Origin of the sequence: Vibrio kasasachensis, assembly GCF_050337565.1 — a bacterium.
Classification (GTDB): Bacteria; Pseudomonadota; Gammaproteobacteria; order Enterobacterales; family Vibrionaceae; genus Vibrio; species Vibrio kasasachensis.
The window spans coordinates 424,287-442,347 of sequence record NZ_JAKJTB010000008.1; the positions used below are offsets into that span (position 1 = coordinate 424,287).

The 18,061-nt window shown below is 45.2% G+C and carries 19 protein-coding genes and 1 riboswitch; of the genes, 6 read left to right on the forward strand and 13 right to left on the reverse strand.

From position 1 onward, the window contains the following. Window positions 1-21: 21 nt before the first annotated feature. Window positions 22-1,083 (forward strand): protease SohB, encoded by a 1,062-nt coding sequence (sohB, locus tag L4C38_RS02335; protein ID WP_428795904.1) that lies wholly within the window; start codon window positions 22-24, stop codon window positions 1,081-1,083. A gap of 247 nt (window positions 1,084-1,330) precedes the next feature. Beyond that, entirely contained in the window at window positions 1,331-1,996 is a 666-nt protein-coding gene (locus L4C38_RS02340; protein WP_428795905.1) for an HAD-IA family hydrolase, read from the forward strand. Between the two features lie 172 nt (window positions 1,997-2,168). Here L4C38_RS02340 and L4C38_RS02345 read toward each other — a convergent pair whose 3' ends face one another. From L4C38_RS02345 to agaR (L4C38_RS02385), 9 genes are all read right to left on the reverse strand, one after another. Continuing rightward, the gene (locus L4C38_RS02345) at window positions 2,169-3,023 is read right to left on the reverse strand and encodes a tagatose bisphosphate family class II aldolase (protein ID WP_428795906.1); all 855 of its coding nucleotides are present in this window, start codon (window positions 3,021-3,023) and stop codon (window positions 2,169-2,171) included. After that, on the reverse strand, window positions 3,014-4,237 hold the full coding sequence (gene nagA, locus L4C38_RS02350) for an N-acetylglucosamine-6-phosphate deacetylase (protein WP_428796020.1): 1,224 nt from the start codon (window positions 4,235-4,237) through the stop codon (window positions 3,014-3,016). The genes L4C38_RS02345 and nagA overlap by 10 nt, the downstream gene beginning before the upstream one ends. Then, window positions 4,227-4,667 carry a PTS galactosamine/N-acetylgalactosamine transporter subunit IIA gene (gene agaF / locus L4C38_RS02355; RefSeq protein ID WP_428795907.1) on the reverse strand — a complete coding sequence of 147 codons (441 nt, stop codon included), beginning with the start codon at window positions 4,665-4,667 and terminating at the stop codon, window positions 4,227-4,229. Before agaF ends, nagA begins: the two co-directional genes overlap by 11 nt. 75 nt (window positions 4,668-4,742) lie before the next feature. Next, the gene (gene agaE / locus L4C38_RS02360; RefSeq protein WP_428795908.1) at window positions 4,743-5,627 is read right to left on the reverse strand and encodes a PTS N-acetylgalactosamine transporter subunit IID; all 885 of its coding nucleotides are present in this window, start codon (window positions 5,625-5,627) and stop codon (window positions 4,743-4,745) included. Beyond that, window positions 5,617-6,393 carry a PTS N-acetylgalactosamine transporter subunit IIC gene (gene agaW / locus L4C38_RS02365; protein ID WP_428795909.1) on the reverse strand — a complete coding sequence of 259 codons (777 nt, stop codon included), beginning with the start codon at window positions 6,391-6,393 and terminating at the stop codon, window positions 5,617-5,619. The genes agaE and agaW overlap by 11 nt, the downstream gene beginning before the upstream one ends. 18 nt (window positions 6,394-6,411) lie before the next feature. Next, on the reverse strand, window positions 6,412-6,885 hold the full coding sequence (gene agaV / locus L4C38_RS02370; RefSeq protein WP_428795910.1) for a PTS N-acetylgalactosamine transporter subunit IIB: 474 nt from the start codon (window positions 6,883-6,885) through the stop codon (window positions 6,412-6,414). Between the two features lie 22 nt (window positions 6,886-6,907). Further along, entirely contained in the window at window positions 6,908-8,065 is a 1,158-nt protein-coding gene (locus L4C38_RS02375) for an SIS domain-containing protein (protein WP_428795911.1), read from the reverse strand. Next, complete coding sequence (locus L4C38_RS02380) at window positions 8,062-9,372, reverse strand: D-tagatose-bisphosphate aldolase, class II, non-catalytic subunit (RefSeq protein WP_428795912.1); 1,311 nt, start codon at window positions 9,370-9,372, stop codon at window positions 8,062-8,064. The genes L4C38_RS02375 and L4C38_RS02380 overlap by 4 nt, the downstream gene beginning before the upstream one ends. 8 nt (window positions 9,373-9,380) lie before the next feature. Next, window positions 9,381-10,157, reverse strand: a complete 777-nt coding sequence (gene agaR / locus L4C38_RS02385; RefSeq protein WP_428795913.1) for a transcriptional repressor AgaR — start codon at window positions 10,155-10,157, stop codon at window positions 9,381-9,383. A gap of 630 nt (window positions 10,158-10,787) precedes the next feature. Here agaR (L4C38_RS02385) and cspE point away from each other — a divergent pair. After that, entirely contained in the window at window positions 10,788-11,000 is a 213-nt protein-coding gene (gene cspE, locus L4C38_RS02390) for a transcription antiterminator/RNA stability regulator CspE (RefSeq protein ID WP_428795914.1), read from the forward strand. Window positions 11,001-11,353: 353 nt separating this feature from the next. Next, window positions 11,354-11,563 (forward strand): hypothetical protein, encoded by a 210-nt coding sequence (locus tag L4C38_RS02395; protein WP_428795915.1) that lies wholly within the window; start codon window positions 11,354-11,356, stop codon window positions 11,561-11,563. Between the two features lie 61 nt (window positions 11,564-11,624). On the opposite strand, the gene agaR (L4C38_RS02400) is transcribed toward L4C38_RS02395, so the two are convergent. Together agaR (L4C38_RS02400) and rrtA are read right to left on the reverse strand one after the other, a co-directional pair. After that, complete coding sequence (gene agaR, locus L4C38_RS02400; protein WP_428795916.1) at window positions 11,625-12,395, reverse strand: transcriptional repressor AgaR; 771 nt, start codon at window positions 12,393-12,395, stop codon at window positions 11,625-11,627. Window positions 12,396-12,477: 82 nt separating this feature from the next. Beyond that, window positions 12,478-13,026 (reverse strand): rhombosortase, encoded by a 549-nt coding sequence (gene rrtA, locus L4C38_RS02405; RefSeq protein ID WP_428795917.1) that lies wholly within the window; start codon window positions 13,024-13,026, stop codon window positions 12,478-12,480. Between the two features lie 3 nt (window positions 13,027-13,029). Here rrtA and L4C38_RS02410 point away from each other — a divergent pair, with 3 nt between their 5' ends. After that, window positions 13,030-13,632, forward strand: coding sequence for a tRNA-uridine aminocarboxypropyltransferase (locus L4C38_RS02410; protein ID WP_428795918.1), 603 nt, complete (start codon window positions 13,030-13,032; stop codon window positions 13,630-13,632). Window positions 13,633-13,824: 192 nt separating this feature from the next. Then, window positions 13,825-13,924: riboswitch (purine riboswitch) on the forward strand. A gap of 80 nt (window positions 13,925-14,004) precedes the next feature. Continuing rightward, window positions 14,005-15,015, forward strand: a complete 1,011-nt coding sequence (locus tag L4C38_RS02415; RefSeq protein WP_428795919.1) for an adenosine deaminase — start codon at window positions 14,005-14,007, stop codon at window positions 15,013-15,015. A gap of 88 nt (window positions 15,016-15,103) precedes the next feature. Here L4C38_RS02415 and L4C38_RS02420 read toward each other — a convergent pair whose 3' ends face one another. Further along, window positions 15,104-16,420, reverse strand: coding sequence for an anti-phage deoxyguanosine triphosphatase (locus tag L4C38_RS02420; RefSeq protein WP_428795920.1), 1,317 nt, complete (start codon window positions 16,418-16,420; stop codon window positions 15,104-15,106). A gap of 87 nt (window positions 16,421-16,507) precedes the next feature. After that, entirely contained in the window at window positions 16,508-18,061 is a 1,554-nt protein-coding gene (locus L4C38_RS02425) for a DHA2 family efflux MFS transporter permease subunit (protein WP_428796021.1), read from the reverse strand.

Genomic DNA, 18,061 nt, shown 5'->3' on the forward strand with positions numbered 1-18,061 from the left:
CATATTGAGAGGATATTCAGCTTGGAATTTTTGTTGGACTACGGGCTATTTTTAGCCAAGATTGTGACTGTGGTAGTCGCATTGGTTGCGATTATAATCATTGTTAAAAGTGTTGGCGGTAGAAGTGGCGCGGCAAAGGGTGAGTTGGAAATCACCGATCTAACCGAACAACACAAACAAACGGTTGAGCAGTTAGAACATTATTTGCATGATGACGCGTTTTTGAAAGCGCGTAATAAAGCAGAAAAGAAAAGTGACAAAGAAAAAAATAAAGCGCGTGAAAAAGAGATAAAGAAAGCGGCGAAAGAAGGCGAGCTTGAAAGTAAGCGTGAAGCGCATCTTTTTGTTCTTGATTTCAATGGCAGTATCGATGCGAAAGAAGTGGCGTCTCTACGTGAAGAAGTAACTGCTATTCTTGCTGTGGCACACGAAGGGGATGAAGTACTGCTTCGTCTTGAATCGGGTGGTGGCATGGTGCATGGCTATGGCTTGGCGTCATCGCAATTGGATCGCCTTAAGTCAGCAAGTCTTCCTTTGACTATTTCAGTAGATAAAGTTGCGGCGAGTGGCGGTTACATGATGGCGTGTATTGCCGACAAAATCGTGTCTGCCCCGTTTGCTATTGTTGGTTCAATTGGTGTTATCGCGCAGTTACCAAATTTCAATAAGGTACTGAAGAAGTACGATATTGAATACGAACAACTGACGGCGGGCGAATACAAACGCACGCTAACCATGTTTGGCGAAAATACTGACAAAGCGCGTGAGAAATTTAAAGAAGAGCTTGAAGAAACTCATGTTCTGTTTAAAGACTTCATCCGTGATCACCGCCCAGATCTAGACTTAGAAAAAGTGGCAACGGGTGAGCATTGGTTTGGAACTCAAGCATTGAATCTAGGTTTAGTCGATGAGATTAAAACCTCAGATGACATCGTGGTCGATGCCTGTAAAGACAAGACAGTATTGGCGATTCATTACGTAGAGAAGAAAAAAATCACTTCTAAGTTAGCGGCGCTAATGGGCGAAGCGGCTGATAACGTATTGATGAAATTGATCGACCGTGGTCAACGTCCAATCGTTTAATTACGAGTGCTTAGCCGGATGGCTTATTGTCTGCGTGATTCGTGTGCAATAAGCCATTTTTAATATGGGTGTATAAGAATAACACAATTTAATGTGGGTGCTGTTTATCATAATCCCCCTTGGCACAGAATAGTGAGTAACAGATGTAAGAAAGTTTGATAAGTTAGTTTTTGGTGAGAATTATATGTAAGGCTATGATTAAATTTAGCAATGTTTCCTGAGTCGAAAACGTAGAGATGGTGAATGTATGGTGAGTTGCAATGGTTTTATATTTGATGTGGATGCGACTCTCGTCGATACCGAAATGGTTATTGAGAACATTTGGAGAGCGTGGGCAAAGCGTGTTGATATTGATTTTACCCTTGTACAACCACACGTCCATGGTCGTAAAATCGAAGAAACCTTAAGATGCGTGGATGAACATTTTGCCAATCACGAACAGCTTTTGACAGTACAATCCATCGCGGTTGAAGAAATGAAGAAGGCAAGTGCCATTCCTGGAGCTCAGCAGTTTGTTGCCAAGATCGCGAATGGCGCGTGGGGCATTGCGACAAGTGGTCCAAGACATGTCGCGTCGACGAGCTTAAAAGCGGCGGGATTTTCATTACCGTCAGTGATGATTTGCGCGGAAGACGTAGGAAAAGGAAAGCCGGACCCTGAACCGTTTTTAGCGGCGGTGGACGCATTGAAAGTGCCTGCTAAAAAATGTGTAGTATTTGAAGACTCACCTGCCGGCATCAAATCTGCAAAGGCGGCGGGGTGTTATACTATTGCGCTTATGACTAGCCATAAAGCCGATGAACTTGCGGATGCCGACTTAATCATTGATGGTTTTGAAGCTTTAGTGTTGTCGATAGTGGATGACACATACACGCTAACCATTCGACAAATGACGCAAGATATTGTGGTCTAAAAAATCCCAGAGCTGATGTTCACCTCAGTGAGCATGCTGAACGAATGTGTACTGTGGGCGCATATAAAAAAAGGAGCCTTGACTAGAGGCTCCCTGAAAATAACACCGGAAATAGGGGGTGGGTGTTAACCCCGCGCTACCATAACTAGCAGTTTGGGGGAGTTAGAAACGATTAAAGTTTGCCTTCACTACCGCACATGCGGATCTTATCCATCACTACTTGTTTCATTGCCGCTTTACCTGGAGTGATGTATTTACGCGGGTCGTTGGCATCTGGGTGCTCAGCAAAATGCTGTTTTACTGCATTTGAGAAAGCAATCTTAAGCTCTGTCGCGACGTTAACTTTACACACACCTAGATCAATACAGCGACGAACCATCTCATCAGGCACGCCTGACGCACCATGCAGTACCAGCGGAATATCAACCACTGAACGAATTTTCTCTAAGCGGGTAAAGTCTAATTTTGGCTCTGCTTTGTATAGTCCGTGTGCCGTACCAATCGCGACGGCGAGTGAATCAATGCCTGTTCGACGAACGAATTCAGCCGCGGATGCGGGGTCAGTCATTAGTGCATCGGCGCTATCAACGATAAGATCATCCTCTTGACCGCCTAAGCGACCAAGCTCTGCTTCTACACTGGCATCAAAACGGTTGCAGTATTGAACCACTGAACGAACGATGTCGATATTCTGATCAAAAGCGTGGTGTGAACCATCAATCATCACAGAGCGAATTCCGTGCTCCACCTTGGTGCGGATGTCTTGTAAATCTTCATGGTGATCGAGATGCAGCACCAAAGGAATCGAGTGCTTGTGCGCTGCTTCTTTACAGATGCTAATCAAGTAATCAGTACCGGCATAATCGTATGTGCCTGGCGTACCAGCCAAAATGACAGGAGAGCCCATCTCTGATGCTGTTTCGACAATGACTTGCACAGTTTCTAAGTTATGGACATTAAATGCAGGAACCGCATAGCCACCTAGCTGAGCACGTTTAAGCATTTCACGAGAAGAGATTAGATACATAAAGCCTCCTGACTTGGTACTGATTCAGCCTTAAAAACAAGGCGTCCGTTAACCCAAGTTCTTTCAATTGAGAAATCTGATTTAACGGCGACCATTGAAGCGCGTTTGCCCACTTCTAAAGTGCCGATTTGATGGTGTAAGCCTAACGATTGTGCTGGTGCTAAAGATGCCATCAGCCACGCTTGCTCTAGCGGCAGGTTGAGCCACTGTTGAATGTTCTTCACTGCGGTTAGCAAAGTGAGTGTGCTACCGGCTAATCCACCCGCATCTGTAGTTACTACGCCGTCTTTCATGTGTACGGTATATTCGCCGAGGGTATATTCACCGTCAGGCATGCCGGTGGCGCTCATTGCATCAGTGATCAATGTCAATCGAGAGCCGCAGCAGCGGTGCGCGATATCTATGGCTGCAGGGTGAACATGGTGACCATCGGCAATCATTTCGACATAGCAGTTGGGGTGAGTTAGACCTGCACCGACAACTCCGGGGTCTCGGTGGTGCAAACCACGCATACCGTTGTAGCAGTGCACAACACCGCTTGCGCCGGCATCGAACGCCTGTTTTACCTGTTCATAACTGGCGTCGCTATGCCCAAGCGTTACCTTGATACCTTGCTTGCATAGGTGGCGAATCGCATCAATCGCGCCGGCTTTTTCTGGAGCAAGCGCCACAGTGATCAAGTTGTTATCACAATAAGAGATCCAGTCATCAAGCTCTTCAACAGACAGGTCACGGAACCATTTGGTTGGTTGTGCGCCTTTGTGCTTTTCAGTGAAATAGGGACCTTCTAAATATGCGCCAAGGATTTCGGCGCCTTCAACACCACGTTGTTTACTTTTCGCCACTTGTTGCAGCGCTGCACGCACTTTAGTTACGGGTGCTGTGATGGTTGTCGGGACAAACGCCGTTACGCCTAAACTGGCGAAATAGCATGACATGGTATCTAAGCTCTCATGGCTAGCGTCCATGACATCACAACCTTTTGCACCATGTACGTGGGTATCGACCATACCCGGTAGTAGGTTGACCTTGCCTAAATCAGTAAAATTCGCATGCTGAGTCGCATCAAATGTTTCAATCGCGGTAATGATACCGTCGCTATCAATGGTGATCAGCGCATCATCAAGCCATGTCTCACCATGCAGCACTCGTTGAGCGCGGTAGCTATGTTGGTTGGTGCTATGTTGATTAGTGCGGTTTTGGTTAGATTCCATCATCTTCTACCACGGCTGTTTGTTGTTCTCTAGTCGCCATTTCAGCGGCTAAAGAGGTGATCCCGCGGTGTCCACATTCGACTGCTTGATCACGAAATTCAATTAGGTTGAGTTCGTCTCGTTCGAGCAACATTTCCGCTGCCATTTGCATGTTGGTGCCAGTGACCACTTGAATGTCATCACGTTCTTGGCTTAGTAGTGAGGCGGTGCGAAATGGTGTGCCACCTAGCAGGTCGGTTAAGAAAACAATCCCTTCTCCTGAGTCGATGTCAGCAATGGCACTGCGCATCGCCACTTCAAGTTGTGGTGTGGTCATCTCTTCTGGAAAGTCGATAAATTTAAATTGATCTTGCTCGCCAATTACTTGGTGAACAGCTTGCGCAAGACCTGAAGCGAAGCCACCATGGCCAGATAAAATTACTGCAATCATGTCTGTTTCCTTATGGGGCTAGCGAGCTAGCCCCGTTGTTATAGTCTGGAGAATGGTGTGTATAAATAACGCTGCTTATAGGAAGCCCATAAAGCGCCCAGCAACGCCAAGTACTACGGTGATACCAATTAGTTTTAGTGGGCTCCAACCGCGTTTAACGAGTGCATACATAGTTAAGGTGTAAATCAGTGGTAAGAACGCAGGCATAAGTTTGTCGATAACGTCTGCTTGCAGTTTTACTACTGCGTCACCAGCGGTGATTTCAGCAGTCGTAGATAGGCGAACATACGTGGCTACTAGAGCACCGATTACCGTCATACCAACCATTGAAGCGGCGTGACCGACCTTCTTGGTATTGGCTTTTATCACCGGGATAGCGGCAACACCCATGCGGTAAGCGTAGTGCGCCAAACCAAAGCGCAGACCAAAGTGCACCACGTTAAATAGCACGATGAAGAACACTGCGCCCATGATGGAGCCTTGCAGCGCAAGGTCAGCACCGATACCACCACAAATAGGTAGCAGGGTTAGCCAGAACATCGCGTCACCGATACCGCCCATAGGTGCACCAACCGCGATTTTGGTACTTTGGATACTGTTGATGTTTTGCTTTGAACGTTCCATCGCCAGTACGATACCCATAACGAATGTCACCAAGAATGGGTGGGTATTGAAGAAGCCCATGTGACCTTGCATCGCTTTTGATAGGTCAGCTTTATTGGTGTGGATTTTTTTCAGTGCAGGGAGTAAGCCATATAGCCAGCCTGAAGCCTGCATACGTTCGTAGTTGAAAGATGCTTGCAGCAGTAGTGAGCGCCATGCCATGCGGTTAATGTCCGCTTTGGTTAGCTCTGCACCAATTTCTTTATTTTCGTATTCATCTTGAGCCACGCCTGGAGCGGGTTGCACATCAGCGTTTTGGCTACGGAGGTCGAGTTCGTTGCTTACATTAGATTCCATCTTCAAAGTCCTCAGCTGGTGCAGTTACAGGGGTTGGTTCGGTTTTGCGCATAAAGTCGATGATTGCCATAGCCGTGGCTGCAGCTGCAATAGCAAGGATTGGTAGCTCTATCCAAGCTGCGGCAACGAAACCAAGAATGAAGTACGGAATGTAGGCATTTTTCATCATGATCTTCATCAGTACAGCAAAACCGATAGCAGGCATGATGCCGCCGGCAACGCCTAAACCGTCGATGAGATCTTTAGGTAAAATTTCAACCATTTTCCCAGCGTGTTCTGCACCAAGGTAGACAGGTAAGAACGCACACAAGAAGTAGAAAGTACCTAGTACAGCAAGCGCCATGTAGTTGATGCGTTCGATACCATCAGTATCAGCGTCTTGCGCGTACTCATCACATTTAGACATCACCGCAGACATTGCTGAGAAGAGTAGGGTAATACCCATCTGTACTGCGACAGCGAAAGGCACCGCGACACCAACCGCGACATTAGGCTCAACTTTGGTGGTGATAGCGAAAGCCGTACCGACGATAGTACCGATGATTACGTTTGGTGGCTGAGCGCCTGCAAGAGGTGCAAGCCCCATCCAAATCAGTTCTAGCGTACCACCAACTAAAATACCGGTTTGCAAGTCGCCTAAAATTAGACCAACGAGTGGACCAAGTACCACAGGGCGGTGGAAGTGAGTGAGACCGTTAAATAAATCTAGGCCAGCAAAGAAGGCCAGGATGCCGAGCATCAACGCCTGTAAGAGTCCTATTTCCATGATTGGTGTCCTTATTAGTTAGATAAGAGTAAAGAGGTCGGTTGCGCTTTCAGTTGGTACACCTTGAAGGGTGCACTTCACTCCTAACGCTTTTAGTCGTTCAAACTCCGCAACGTCTTCAGTGTCAACTGAAACTGTTTTGGCAATTTGTTTTTTTCCTTCCACGTAGTGCATGTTACCTACGTTGATATTGCTAATTGGTACGCCGCCTTCCACTAATTGACGGAAGTCTTTTGGTGTACGACAAACCAATAGAATACGTTGACGATCTGCTGCCTTATGGATGGTGTCGATGGTCTTTTGCACTGTCCAGAAACGGATAGCAATGCCATCGGCAAGTACCATTTCCATTAGGTTCTGCTGAATCGTGTCTTCTGCTACTTCGTCGTTAACCACAACAACGATGTTGGCATTCGCAAAACCTACCCACTGCACGCCGACTTGGCCGTGAACAAGGCGCTCATCAATTCGACTTAAAACGATATTTGGCATGGTCAATTCCTTATAAGATTCTTTATTTATCAAGTGGGTAGATGGTGACGCCTTGCACCACACGGTTTACTTCACCAGTCGGGCATGGATTATCTGGTCCAAAGCCAAGCTGAAGTGACTTTTCAAATGCCAACATTTGGCAGAATAAGATGTACGGGAAGCAGAGCCATTGGTCGCCAAGACCGAGTTGACCGAGCTCGAAGACGTCTTCTTCATTGAGGGTTATTTCCGTGATAGCGACGTGAGCAAGTGCCTGCTTGTCACGACGGATTTCGTTGAATAGATCCATATCGTATTGACGGGTGTAGTTATCGCTAGAAAGCAGTTGAATAACTAGCGCTTTATCATTGATGGTGAATTTAGGACCGTGGCGGAAACCAAGCGATGAGTCGAATGCGGTCATCACTTTGCCTGCACTCAATTCCAAGGATTTAAGAGAGGCTTCGCGAGCTAGACCTGCAAAACCGCCGCTGCCTAACACGATTAAGCGCTCATAAGGTTGGTCTGCCAATGCTTTGATTGCTTGTTGCCACTGCTCTAATTTGGTTTCACACAATGCGGCAGTCGTTTCAATTTGAGTATGCCATTGCGTTGGTGTTTGACCGCCTAATAGTGCTAGCGTTGACATCAGCATACAACTGAAGCTCGATGTCATAGCGAAGCTTTTATCGTTTGAGCCTTCTGGCATTAGCATGCAATAAGCGTTTTGTGCCTCTTCCGCATGTTGAGAGAGTTTGCCTTCTGCATTGCAGGTTAAAAATAGATGGTGGCAATCAGGAATAAGCTGATCGACCAGCGCGACCGCTGCCACGCTTTCAGGGCTATTGCCTGAACGAGCATAGGAGATGAGTAGTGTTGGGCGACTCGGGTCCAAATATTGCTCAGGGTTTGACACCAAATCAGTGGTTGGGATTGCTTCTACTTGGAAGCGTAACCCCGCTTGAATAAAGGGCGCAGCGGCATCACCAACAAACGCTGATGTTCCAGCACCCGTTAAGATTATGCGTAAATCTTGTCGAGCCAATAGCGGGTTAAGAAAGGCGCTAACCGTATCGTATTGCTGCTCCAAGATGGTGGAAAGAGCACGCCATAAACGAGGCTGGTGGCTGATTTCCTGAGCAGTGTGAACGCCGTTGTGCTGTTCTAGCCACGGTAACTCATAGCCTAAAAACGAACTCATTTGATAGTCTCCTTGCGAGCCACTGTGTTGGCATAACAAGCTTGGGAATAGACTTCGGTCACTTCCATAATCTTGTGCATGACAATATCAGCGGGTTGATTCTGAATTTGATGTTGAGAAATAGCCTTAGCTTGATTTGGTAGATATTGGCTAAGGAGAGTCACTGGCAACGGCTTGGCAGTGAGGTTGTCAAACAGGGTTTGCTGTGCCGCTTTTACTTCTGGATGAGTCCAGTAATAACGAATTCGATCACTCAAACTGTAACTGCAATCAAGGTATTGCTGGTGCCCTTTACTTGAGTAGTGTGAGCGCCAGTAATTCGGTTGCTCGTGCATAACCTGTTCAATGGTGTCGCGTAGGTGTGATGCGTGATGCGTGCCCAGCCATTCTTTTTCTGCACGATCTAGCCCGTAGAGCGCCTCGCGCAAAGCGAAAGTTAAAGCGGGACCGACTTTCAATATCGCGAAATGATCAGCAACCAATTGGTGGTATGCGGTTGGGTTTTGGTAATCGGTTGAGTGCGCTTCAAACACTAGGTTTGGTTGGCTCTCAATCAATTGGCTAAGTGATTGTGCCTCGGCGCTGTTGTAATGATGAACACTGTGATGGTCAAATTCTACGCCGGGTTGGACGACTAAACCGATGACGCGTGGCCATACATAACCTAAGCCCATATCGCTAAACGCTTGGTGATGGGCATCTAACGTAGCTAACGCTTCTTGCGGTTTAGTGACTTCAATACCTTCATCTTCTAAAGATTCCAGCGCACCACCCGGAGTGGGTACTTCGGTGCCGATAACATAAACAGGGGATTCGCCACCGACAATCTTCCATGCATTTTCTGCTACTAAGCAAAGCTGCGCCGCGCGCTCTGCCATAACGGCTTCACTCAGTGGCGTTTGTTCACCTGCACAAGGCATTGAGCAATCGAGATGAATCTTTTTAAAACCGGCACAAACGTAGTCATGAATCATCTGCGCTGAGTATTCCATCGCTTCTGTCACGCCAAGATTTTGCCAACAGTTAGGACCAAGGTGATCGCCACCGAGTACAATGTGTTCCGCAGGGAAGTTTAAACGCTCTGCCAGTGCAAACACGTGCTGGGCAAAGTCTTTTGGTGTCATACCTGTGTAACCACCAAATTGATTTACTTGGTTTGATGTCGCTTCAATCAGTACAAGCTGATTGTCTTGAACCGCTTGTTTGATTGCCGCCTCAAGAACCAGAGGGTGCGCAGAACAGACCGAGTAGATCCCAGTCGCGCTTCCTAGCCTGTGTTGTTCGATGAGAGAAAGTAACGATTTCATGGTGATTCCTAGTTAACAGTTTGGTCGGCGAGAATGACTTCAACACCCATTTCAATTAGAGCTTGGTGTGTGGCATGAGGGATATTGCTATCGGTCACTAACACATCGATTTGATTGGCCGCACGAATCATGCAAAAACTTTTGCGGCCAAACTTGCTTGAGTCGGTAACGGCGATGACCTGGCGTGCAACATCACACATTGCGCGGTTGACTTGAGCTTCGTAATTGTCTGGTGTGGTGATGCCTGCTTGCAGATCGAAACCATCCACGCCCAAAAATAGTTTGTCGAACAAATAAGAGCGGATTTGTTGCTCGCCATGGTGTCCAATCAGCGAACACGAAGCACGGCGTAAACTGCCACCAACAACGTGCAAGTCGATGCTTTCGATATTGCTAAGTTGGTAAGCGGTATTGAGGGCGTTGGTCATCACCACCAGTTGTTGTTTATTTGCGAGATATTGAGGCATTAAGCCGATGGTAGTGCCTGAGTCTAAGATGATGGCTTCACCATCATTGACTAACTTAGCAGCGGCTTGAGCAATGCTCTGTTTGGCACTGCGGTTAAGTTGATCTTTTCGGTATAACGGCTGATCGAAAGCAAAATTAGGGTTAAGCGTTGCGCCACCGTAACAACGAAATACACACCCCTCTTTTTCAAGCAGATTGAGGTCATGGCGAATTGTTACAGCAGAGACATTGTAGTGATGAGCAAACTCATCGACTTTGCCTGAGCCATGGGTGCGAATATGCACCATGATTTGCTGTCTTCGTTCTGCACTCGTCATTTACCGAATCCTCTTTCGTTGCATTTCAGTTTGGTCCTTGAAATGTTTCGATTTCCTTTGATTGGTATTAAAGCAGGGCAAGCGAAACAAAAGTGAATGCTAGATCACACAAGAGAACCTTTCGTTTCTAGAGCTTTAATGCTTTCGTTTGATGATAAGTGAAAGGTGTCACTTTCAATTGAAAGGCTGGTTTTCACATTGAAAGTGGCATTAAGACTGGTTTTCAATCTTGCTATACCGAAAGCGAGTGTATAATGCATCTGGTTGAACGGGTTTCGAACTGTGACACGATAGAGATCACAAAATGAGAAATGTAGGTTAATAATTGCGGCGATGTTAAAAGATACGGTTGTAAATCGCCTAAGATGGGGGCGATAGAAAAGTGATATTTTATGCTAACTAGTGCTTTACAAACGGAATCAACGGTGTATTATGTCTTCAAGCTCTGTTAGGTAGAGTTATTTAAAGTTTGTTAGTAAAGTAAGTCTTCAGAAAATTTCTTCATTGTAAACCTCTGTTCTTCCCTTCGCTTCATATGTAAATTAAATAATACCTCACACAGTTTTTTATATATGGCTATTTTTTATAGCTATAGTAATAATCAATCAAATTTTAAAAAAGGGGCATTACATGTCTAATAAATCTACAGGTGTTGTAAAGTGGTTTAATGAAGAGAAAGGTTTCGGTTTCATTTCTCAAGACAACGGCGGTGCAGACGTATTTGTACACTTCCGTGCAATCGCTTCAGAAGGTTTCAAGACTCTTACAGAAGGCCAAAAAGTGTCTTTTGAAATTGAGCAAGGTCCAAAAGGTCTTCAGGCTGCTAACGTAGTACCTGCATAACTTTTGATGACGCGAGCTAGCTTGCCTAGCTTGCGTTTCTTCTTCTGATAATCTAAGCCTTCTATTTCAACGCCTCCCGTTAATAAATTTCTATATTAGTCGCCTTGTCACGCACTTAAATTGTGATGAGTTACTGCGCATCTGAAATATACCGCTTCGTTCATACCTTTAATCATCGATCTCAATAGTGCTTATCGTCATTTCGATAGAGTGCCGCGTATTCGTTGGCTAAATCTGGTACAAAAAGTAAAAACATAAGGAATACATATGTCTAAATCATCTGGTCGTCACCGTTTTTGGTTTCAAAAAGCAAAAGTAAAGAGTCACTCGTCTAACAAATTACAGGAATATAAATGAGAATAGAGTTTAAAATTTTTGCCGGGAATAAAAATTGGTCTGCAATCTCTCACCAAATCAATAGTGATATCTTAATTAGGAATGTACTTGCGAAAGGGCAAGTGTCAGATATCAACCTCAGTTTTACCTATGACGAAATCGCGCAACATGGCGAAATCATTAACACTCAAAATGAAGTGATTGGTGATTTTGAGGTTATTTTTTAACCCAACCCTGCTTGTCATGATTCATTTGCTTAAAGCATGGGTCAGCAAACTACTGCTTTTGTTACACATCTACGATCCTAACATCCACACCTAGCTTACGGAGCGTGGTCACGTAGTCCTGAGGGATACCGCTGTCAGTGATCAGCATATTGAGTTGTTCTGGGCGAGCAATCAAACAGAAACTTTGGCGCTCAAATTTCGATGAATCGGTCACTGCAATAACAGTTTGTGCTGCTTCCACCATTTTTCGGTTAATGTCGGCTTCACCTCTATGAGGCGTTGTCACACCAGCGTGTCTATCAAACCCATCTACGCCCAAAAATAGTGTATTGAAACGAAAGCCGGATAAAAAATCCTCACCGCCAGCACCATGTAAAGAGTATGAGTTTTCACGCATCGCCCCACCGGTGATCATCACTGATACATTGGATTGATTGGCGAGGTGGTAGGCGATATTGATACCATTAGTCATGACGACAAGGTTGTGCTTGTCGTTTAGATGATAGGCAATTTGTTCGGTGGTTGATCCTGAATCAAGAATGATTTTGTCACCATCTTTGATCAAAGAGGCGGCATATTCGCCTAGCTTTGCTTTGACGTTACAGTTGATCAATTTCTTATCATTAAGTGGTTGGTCAAATGCAAATTGGTTGTTCAGCAATGCACCGCCATAGCAGCGAGTGACGCACCCCTTTTTCTCCAGTTGATTGAGGTCATTTCGGATAGTGACTTCTGATACGTTGTAGTGTTCAGAAAAAAAGTTTACTTCACCTTTTTGGTGGTTTTGAATGTAGTGAAGAATCTCTTCACGTCTTTGTGCTGTGGTGGTCATTTTTAATTACGTGTCGCTATGGGACAAAAAGCATATCAAGCTTTCAATCTAAGGCAATAAGAAACACCAGAATAGCTGCGACTCAATGTGCATTTTTATATAGTGGGTAGGAGATTAGCGCAAAAATTATCCCGTTAACGACACCCAAAAGGTGCGCTTCAACCGCCACTCGTGCGTTAATGAGTTCAGCTGTTGATATTGGCGATCCTATGGTGAGCTCCCAAACAACTTTTGCGACTATTCCTAAGACTAAAATCCAGCTGCTAAGCCTACCTTGCAGTGCTTCTCTTAAAGCATAATAAGCAAACAAGCCGTGTAATGTTCCAGACAAGCCAACATAGCTTTGGATCGGAGTATAAAGAATGCCTATACCAACACCAATGCTCAGAAATATCAGCAACGCCGCATATGAACGAGGACTGGGGCGAAAGACAAACGCTATAATCCATAGAGCGCCAAGATTCATTGTTAAGTGAGCAGAGTTGGTATGTGTAAAATTTCCTGATAGGATGCGCAACCACTGTCCTTGCTCAATATAATCAGCCCGCCACTCAGCCAAAGCGGTGAGGCTAGGCAACTGAAGTGTTAGGCACAGTAAACTAACCGCCAATAACAGAAAGATTAACTGCACATCATGTCTCGATATTGTTCTCAATGTAGAAAGTCACTCAAAGCGTGTATTTGTCAATGGATACAAAGCCTAACATCGAATGTTGAGTTAATCATCCTTCAACATGAGTCTGAAACTAAGCGACCTATGGGTACCGCTCGTATTTTGACGCTTTCGTTGCCAAACAGCCACCATTTCGTTGGTGAGAATTTTAGCCAGCATGCTGAGCTAAATAGGTTGCTTGAGCAGAGCGATGTGCAGCACTTTGTTCTTTATCCGGGGGAGGCATCTCAAGAAGTCTCGCCGGGACTCGCCGATTCGTGCCAAAAAGTTCGTGTGATACTGCTCGATGGCACATGGAAGAAAGCTTACAAAATGTGGCAATTGTCGAGTAACTTGCAATCATTGCCTTTACTGCGTTTACCCACTTTACTTAAAGGCAACTATCGGATTCGCAAAGCGCCGAGTGATAATGCACTTTCTACGGTAGAGGCGGGTTACCATATTTTGAGTTTATTCGAACCCCAAGGTGATTTTACGCCCTTGTTGGTTGCATTTGATAACATGGTTCAATTTCAAATTGAACAGATGCCACAAGGTGTATTTGAAAAAAATTACCGTTCGTGATGCCATGAGGATTATCGTCAAATAACTAGGAAATAGATGGCTATTCCGCGTCGTTATTTTCCTTGAACTGGTACCAGTGACAAGACTCTGAATCCTGCATCTTGAAGTCACTTGGGTATATGAAGCTTGTAACCCTTGCGTACTCTGTTTATACTCCAGCGCAACCGTTAATCGACAATCCTTTCTAAGGTATTACGTTTATTAGCGGTGCTTCGTATAATCCTGCTGATATGGGGTGGGAGTCTCTACCTGGAACCACAAATTCCAGATTACGAAGAGTAAAGTGCATGGCGCTTTTCTCTTTGTATGCTGCAAAATTTTGTCGAGAAAAGTGCTTGTTATATACCAATCGTATTGAATGGAGAGACAAGCGTGAACCAAACTCATTTTATCCAACAACTGCCCAAAGTTGAGCTTCACCTGCACATTGAAGGATCTTTAGAGCCTGAGATGATGTTCGCTCTTGCCCAGCGTAATCAAATTAAACTGCCTTTTTCCACACCAGAAGAAATCAAAGCTGCTTATCAGTTTTCCAATTTACAGTCGTTTCTAGATATCTACTATCAAGGTGCAAACGTGTTACTGCATGAGCAAGATTTTTATGATCTTACTTGGGCCTATTTACTGCGCTGCCACCAAGATAACGTCATACATACCGAAATTTTCTTTGATCCACAAACGCACACAGACCGCGGAATTGCGTTTTCGATCGTGATTAATGGTATTTCTCGAGCGCTTGATGATGCGCAAGAAAAGCTCTCCATCAGTAGCCGACTAATTATGTGTTTTCTACGTCATCTTGATGAAGAAAGTGCGTTTGATATTTTGCAACAGTCACTTTGTTATAAAGATAAAATCGTTGCTGTTGGGCTAGATTCTTCAGAGCTTGGTCACCCACCAGAGAAATTTGCGCGTGTCTTTGCGAAAGCACGTGAAAAGGGATATCTAACCGTTGCCCACGCGGGAGAAGAAGGACCAGTTAGCAACATTTATGATAGCTTGACGTTACTTAAAGTTTCGCGCATTGATCACGGTGTGCGTTGCTCCGATGATGAAGCGCTTGTTGCGAAGTTAATTGACAACCAAATGCCACTGACTGTTTGTCCGTTGTCCAATACTAAGCTGAAGGTATTTGAGGAGATGGGGCAGCACAATATTGTTGAGTTGCTTAAACAAGGCGTCAAAGTAACGATAAACTCGGATGATCCTGCTTATTTTGGTGGGTATATGACGGACAATTTTCTTGCTGTAGCCCAAAGCCATCCTTTGACTTATGAGGAGTTGGCACAATTTACTCGCAATGCAATAGAAGCGAGTTTTATCAGTGAAGCCGAAAAATACCTTTTGATGACAAAACTTGAGAATTATATCGCTCAAGCTTAATGGTTGATGACAAATTTTTGATAGAAACATAATGCCAACGTTGCTTTGATGGTTTTAAAAACCGCCTAAGCAACGTTGGACCGGTTTGTTAATGGGCCGAAAATAACTGCTGATGCAGCCGTTTTGCATGGCCATCAGTCATAGAAGAAATGTAATCGGCAATGATACGCATCTCTTGTGCCTCACACTCGGTGGCTTGCCATGTCTTACGTATTTCGACAGGCAGTAAACGCTCAGGGTCGGCGCTGAGTGCTTCGAAGATATCCATAATAATTTGCTGACCTTTATACTCCATAACCTGAACGTGTGGCGCTTGGATAACGTACTGGCTAACAAAACGTTTTAGGATATCAAGTGCATTAGCCATGCTTGGCTCTAAAACGGCGTTGAATGCCAATAGATGGGTTGAAAATGGCGCATCAATGGGTTTTATCGAGATACTCGTTAGTAATGCATTGACTATTCCACCAATTGCATCTTTACGCTGGTGGTGTGTACCCGCAAATAACATGTCGCTTACGGAGGCGATGTGTTTTTCAAACCATGGGTCACCACATTCGGCAAGCTGGCTCGCTGCTGCTTCAAGCCATTGATGGCGAGTGACCATGCCGAGTACAATCGCATCTTCTAGGTCATGCACACCGTAAGCAATATCATCAGCCAATTCCATGATTGAACAATCGAGTGATTTGAAGCGCGTTTTCTGATGCTGATGATCGTCGACATGTTCTTCACGCATTTGCGAAAAAAGCCGTTTTTCTTCAGTCGTAATCGGTTCTAATACCCACTCAAATAGAGCTTTATCACCGTCGTAAATGCCTTTCGCAGGCGACCAATCCTTCGCACGCAGCTTACGTTGGTGGGTGACAGGTGTTGGTTTGCTCTGCGCTTGAGCCTCACTAATGAGTGCTGGGTACTTGATTAAGCCAAGAAGGGTACGCCGAACGAGATTCATACCGAAGTGCTCGGTGTATGGCTCAAGTTTGGTCACAATACGAAAAGTTTGTGCATTGCCTTCAAAGCCACCGTGGTCGCGCATCATGTAGTTAAGTGCCACTTCGCCGCCATGCCCATACGGAGGGTGCCCAATGTCGTGGGCTAAGCACAATGAATCGATCAAGCTATCTGATGGCAATAGCGAGTGGAACTCCGGCTGTTTTTTCTTGATTTGTGCAACGATGCCAGTCCCCAACTGTGCGGCTTCAAGAGAGTGGGTTAAACGCGTGCGATGAAAGTCGTTAATACTGGTGTCATGGATCTGAGTTTTAGCTTGCAGTCGTCGGAATGCCGCAGAGTGGAGAATACGCGCCCGATCGCGTTGAAACGGGCTGCGATGATCATCGCGGCGGATCTTATGCTCGTCATCATGACGTTGTGTCCATAAGGGACTGATTTTAAACGTCATAGCTGCTCTCCCTTGTTTTTTCTTAACGTACACCCATACGCAAAGGAGTTCAAGCCAACGAGTATAATTATCACACAGTGGTAATCATTAATCTTCCATTGATAAGATCATTACCGCTGCAAGCCCCAAAAAGGCTGTCATGACGAGGAATACGTCATTGTATGCCATTATTGCGGCATCTCGCTGCATGGTACCAAGCAAGCTTGCTTGCGCCTGATGCATTGCGGTGGCGGCATCACTACCAGCCTGAATAAAGAATGCTTGCTGCTGATGCAGTGTTTGCCAACCTAACTGGCTGACCGATGTGACTGACTCTCTGATATGAGCGAGGTGTTCACGGGTTTTGTTGTCTAATAAGGTGGCGATAATAGCAATACTAAATGCTCCGCCCAAGTTACGCATCACATTGGTTAGTGTAGAGGCGTCAGGAGTGTCAATTTTGCTAATATGCTTCATCGCTACAAGAGACAGTGGCACCATAATGAATGGGCTACCAATCGCGCGTAATACCATCGATAGAATGAGTTGCTGACCACCATAATCGACCGTCATATGAGTATTGACGTAACAGCTAAATCCAAACATAACAAAGCCAAATGTCACCAGATACTTAGGTTTAATAATTTGGGTTAGCTTGGGTACCAATGGGAAAATCAGTAATTGAGGTAACCCCATCCACATCAATACACCACCGATTTCCATGGCATTGTAATGCTGGATTTGGGTGAGATATAAAGGTAAGACGTAAATCGACCCCAATAACGCCATCCCCAAAATTAAGTAGGCGATACAAGCCATGGCAAATTGCCTATTAGCAAGTAGCCGCAAATTGACCAATGGCTTTTTATGTTGCAGTTCATTGATAATGAAATAGACCAAGCTGACCGTAGAAATAATGCTTAAAGCGACGATAAAACCAGAGCTAAACCACTCCTCGCGGTTGCCTTCTTCAAGTACTACCTCCAAACAACCAAGTCCTAATGCCATGGTAGCAATGCCTAGCCAATCAGCCTTTTTGAGTAGATTTAGATCGACCTTCTCATCATCTAGACCATAGCGGACCATTGAAACCATCAGCAAAGCGGGTGGAATATTAATATAGAAAATATAGTGCCAAGACAGGTTCTCAGTAAGCCAACCACCAAAGGTTGGTCCTATTGATGGTGCAAAAGTTGCTGTAATGCCAAACAAGGCCATGCCGATGGCGCGCTTATTAACGGGCAGAAGCTGTATAACCAATGAAAAGGCGAGAGGGATCAGAGCGCCACCGCTGAAGCCTTGCATGGCGCGAAATACGATCATCGATGTCATGTTCCACGAAAACGAACACAGTAGGGATGACAGCGTGAAAATGACAGTCGTCCATGTAATATATCGACGCTTACCTAGCGATTTTGATAGCCAACCACTTAGCGGAATTGCAATCATTTCAGCGACAAGATAGGAAGTTGAGATCCACGAACTCTCATCTAATGTTGCCGATAAAGCTCCCTGAATATCTTTCAATGATGAGTTGGTGATCTGAATGTCCAAGATCGCCATAAAGGCACCAATCAAACCGCCAAACAAGGCGATCCAATTGCGCAAAGGCACTTGTGTTGATTCCAGAGGCACGGCGTCGCCAGAAAGGGAGTTATTCAT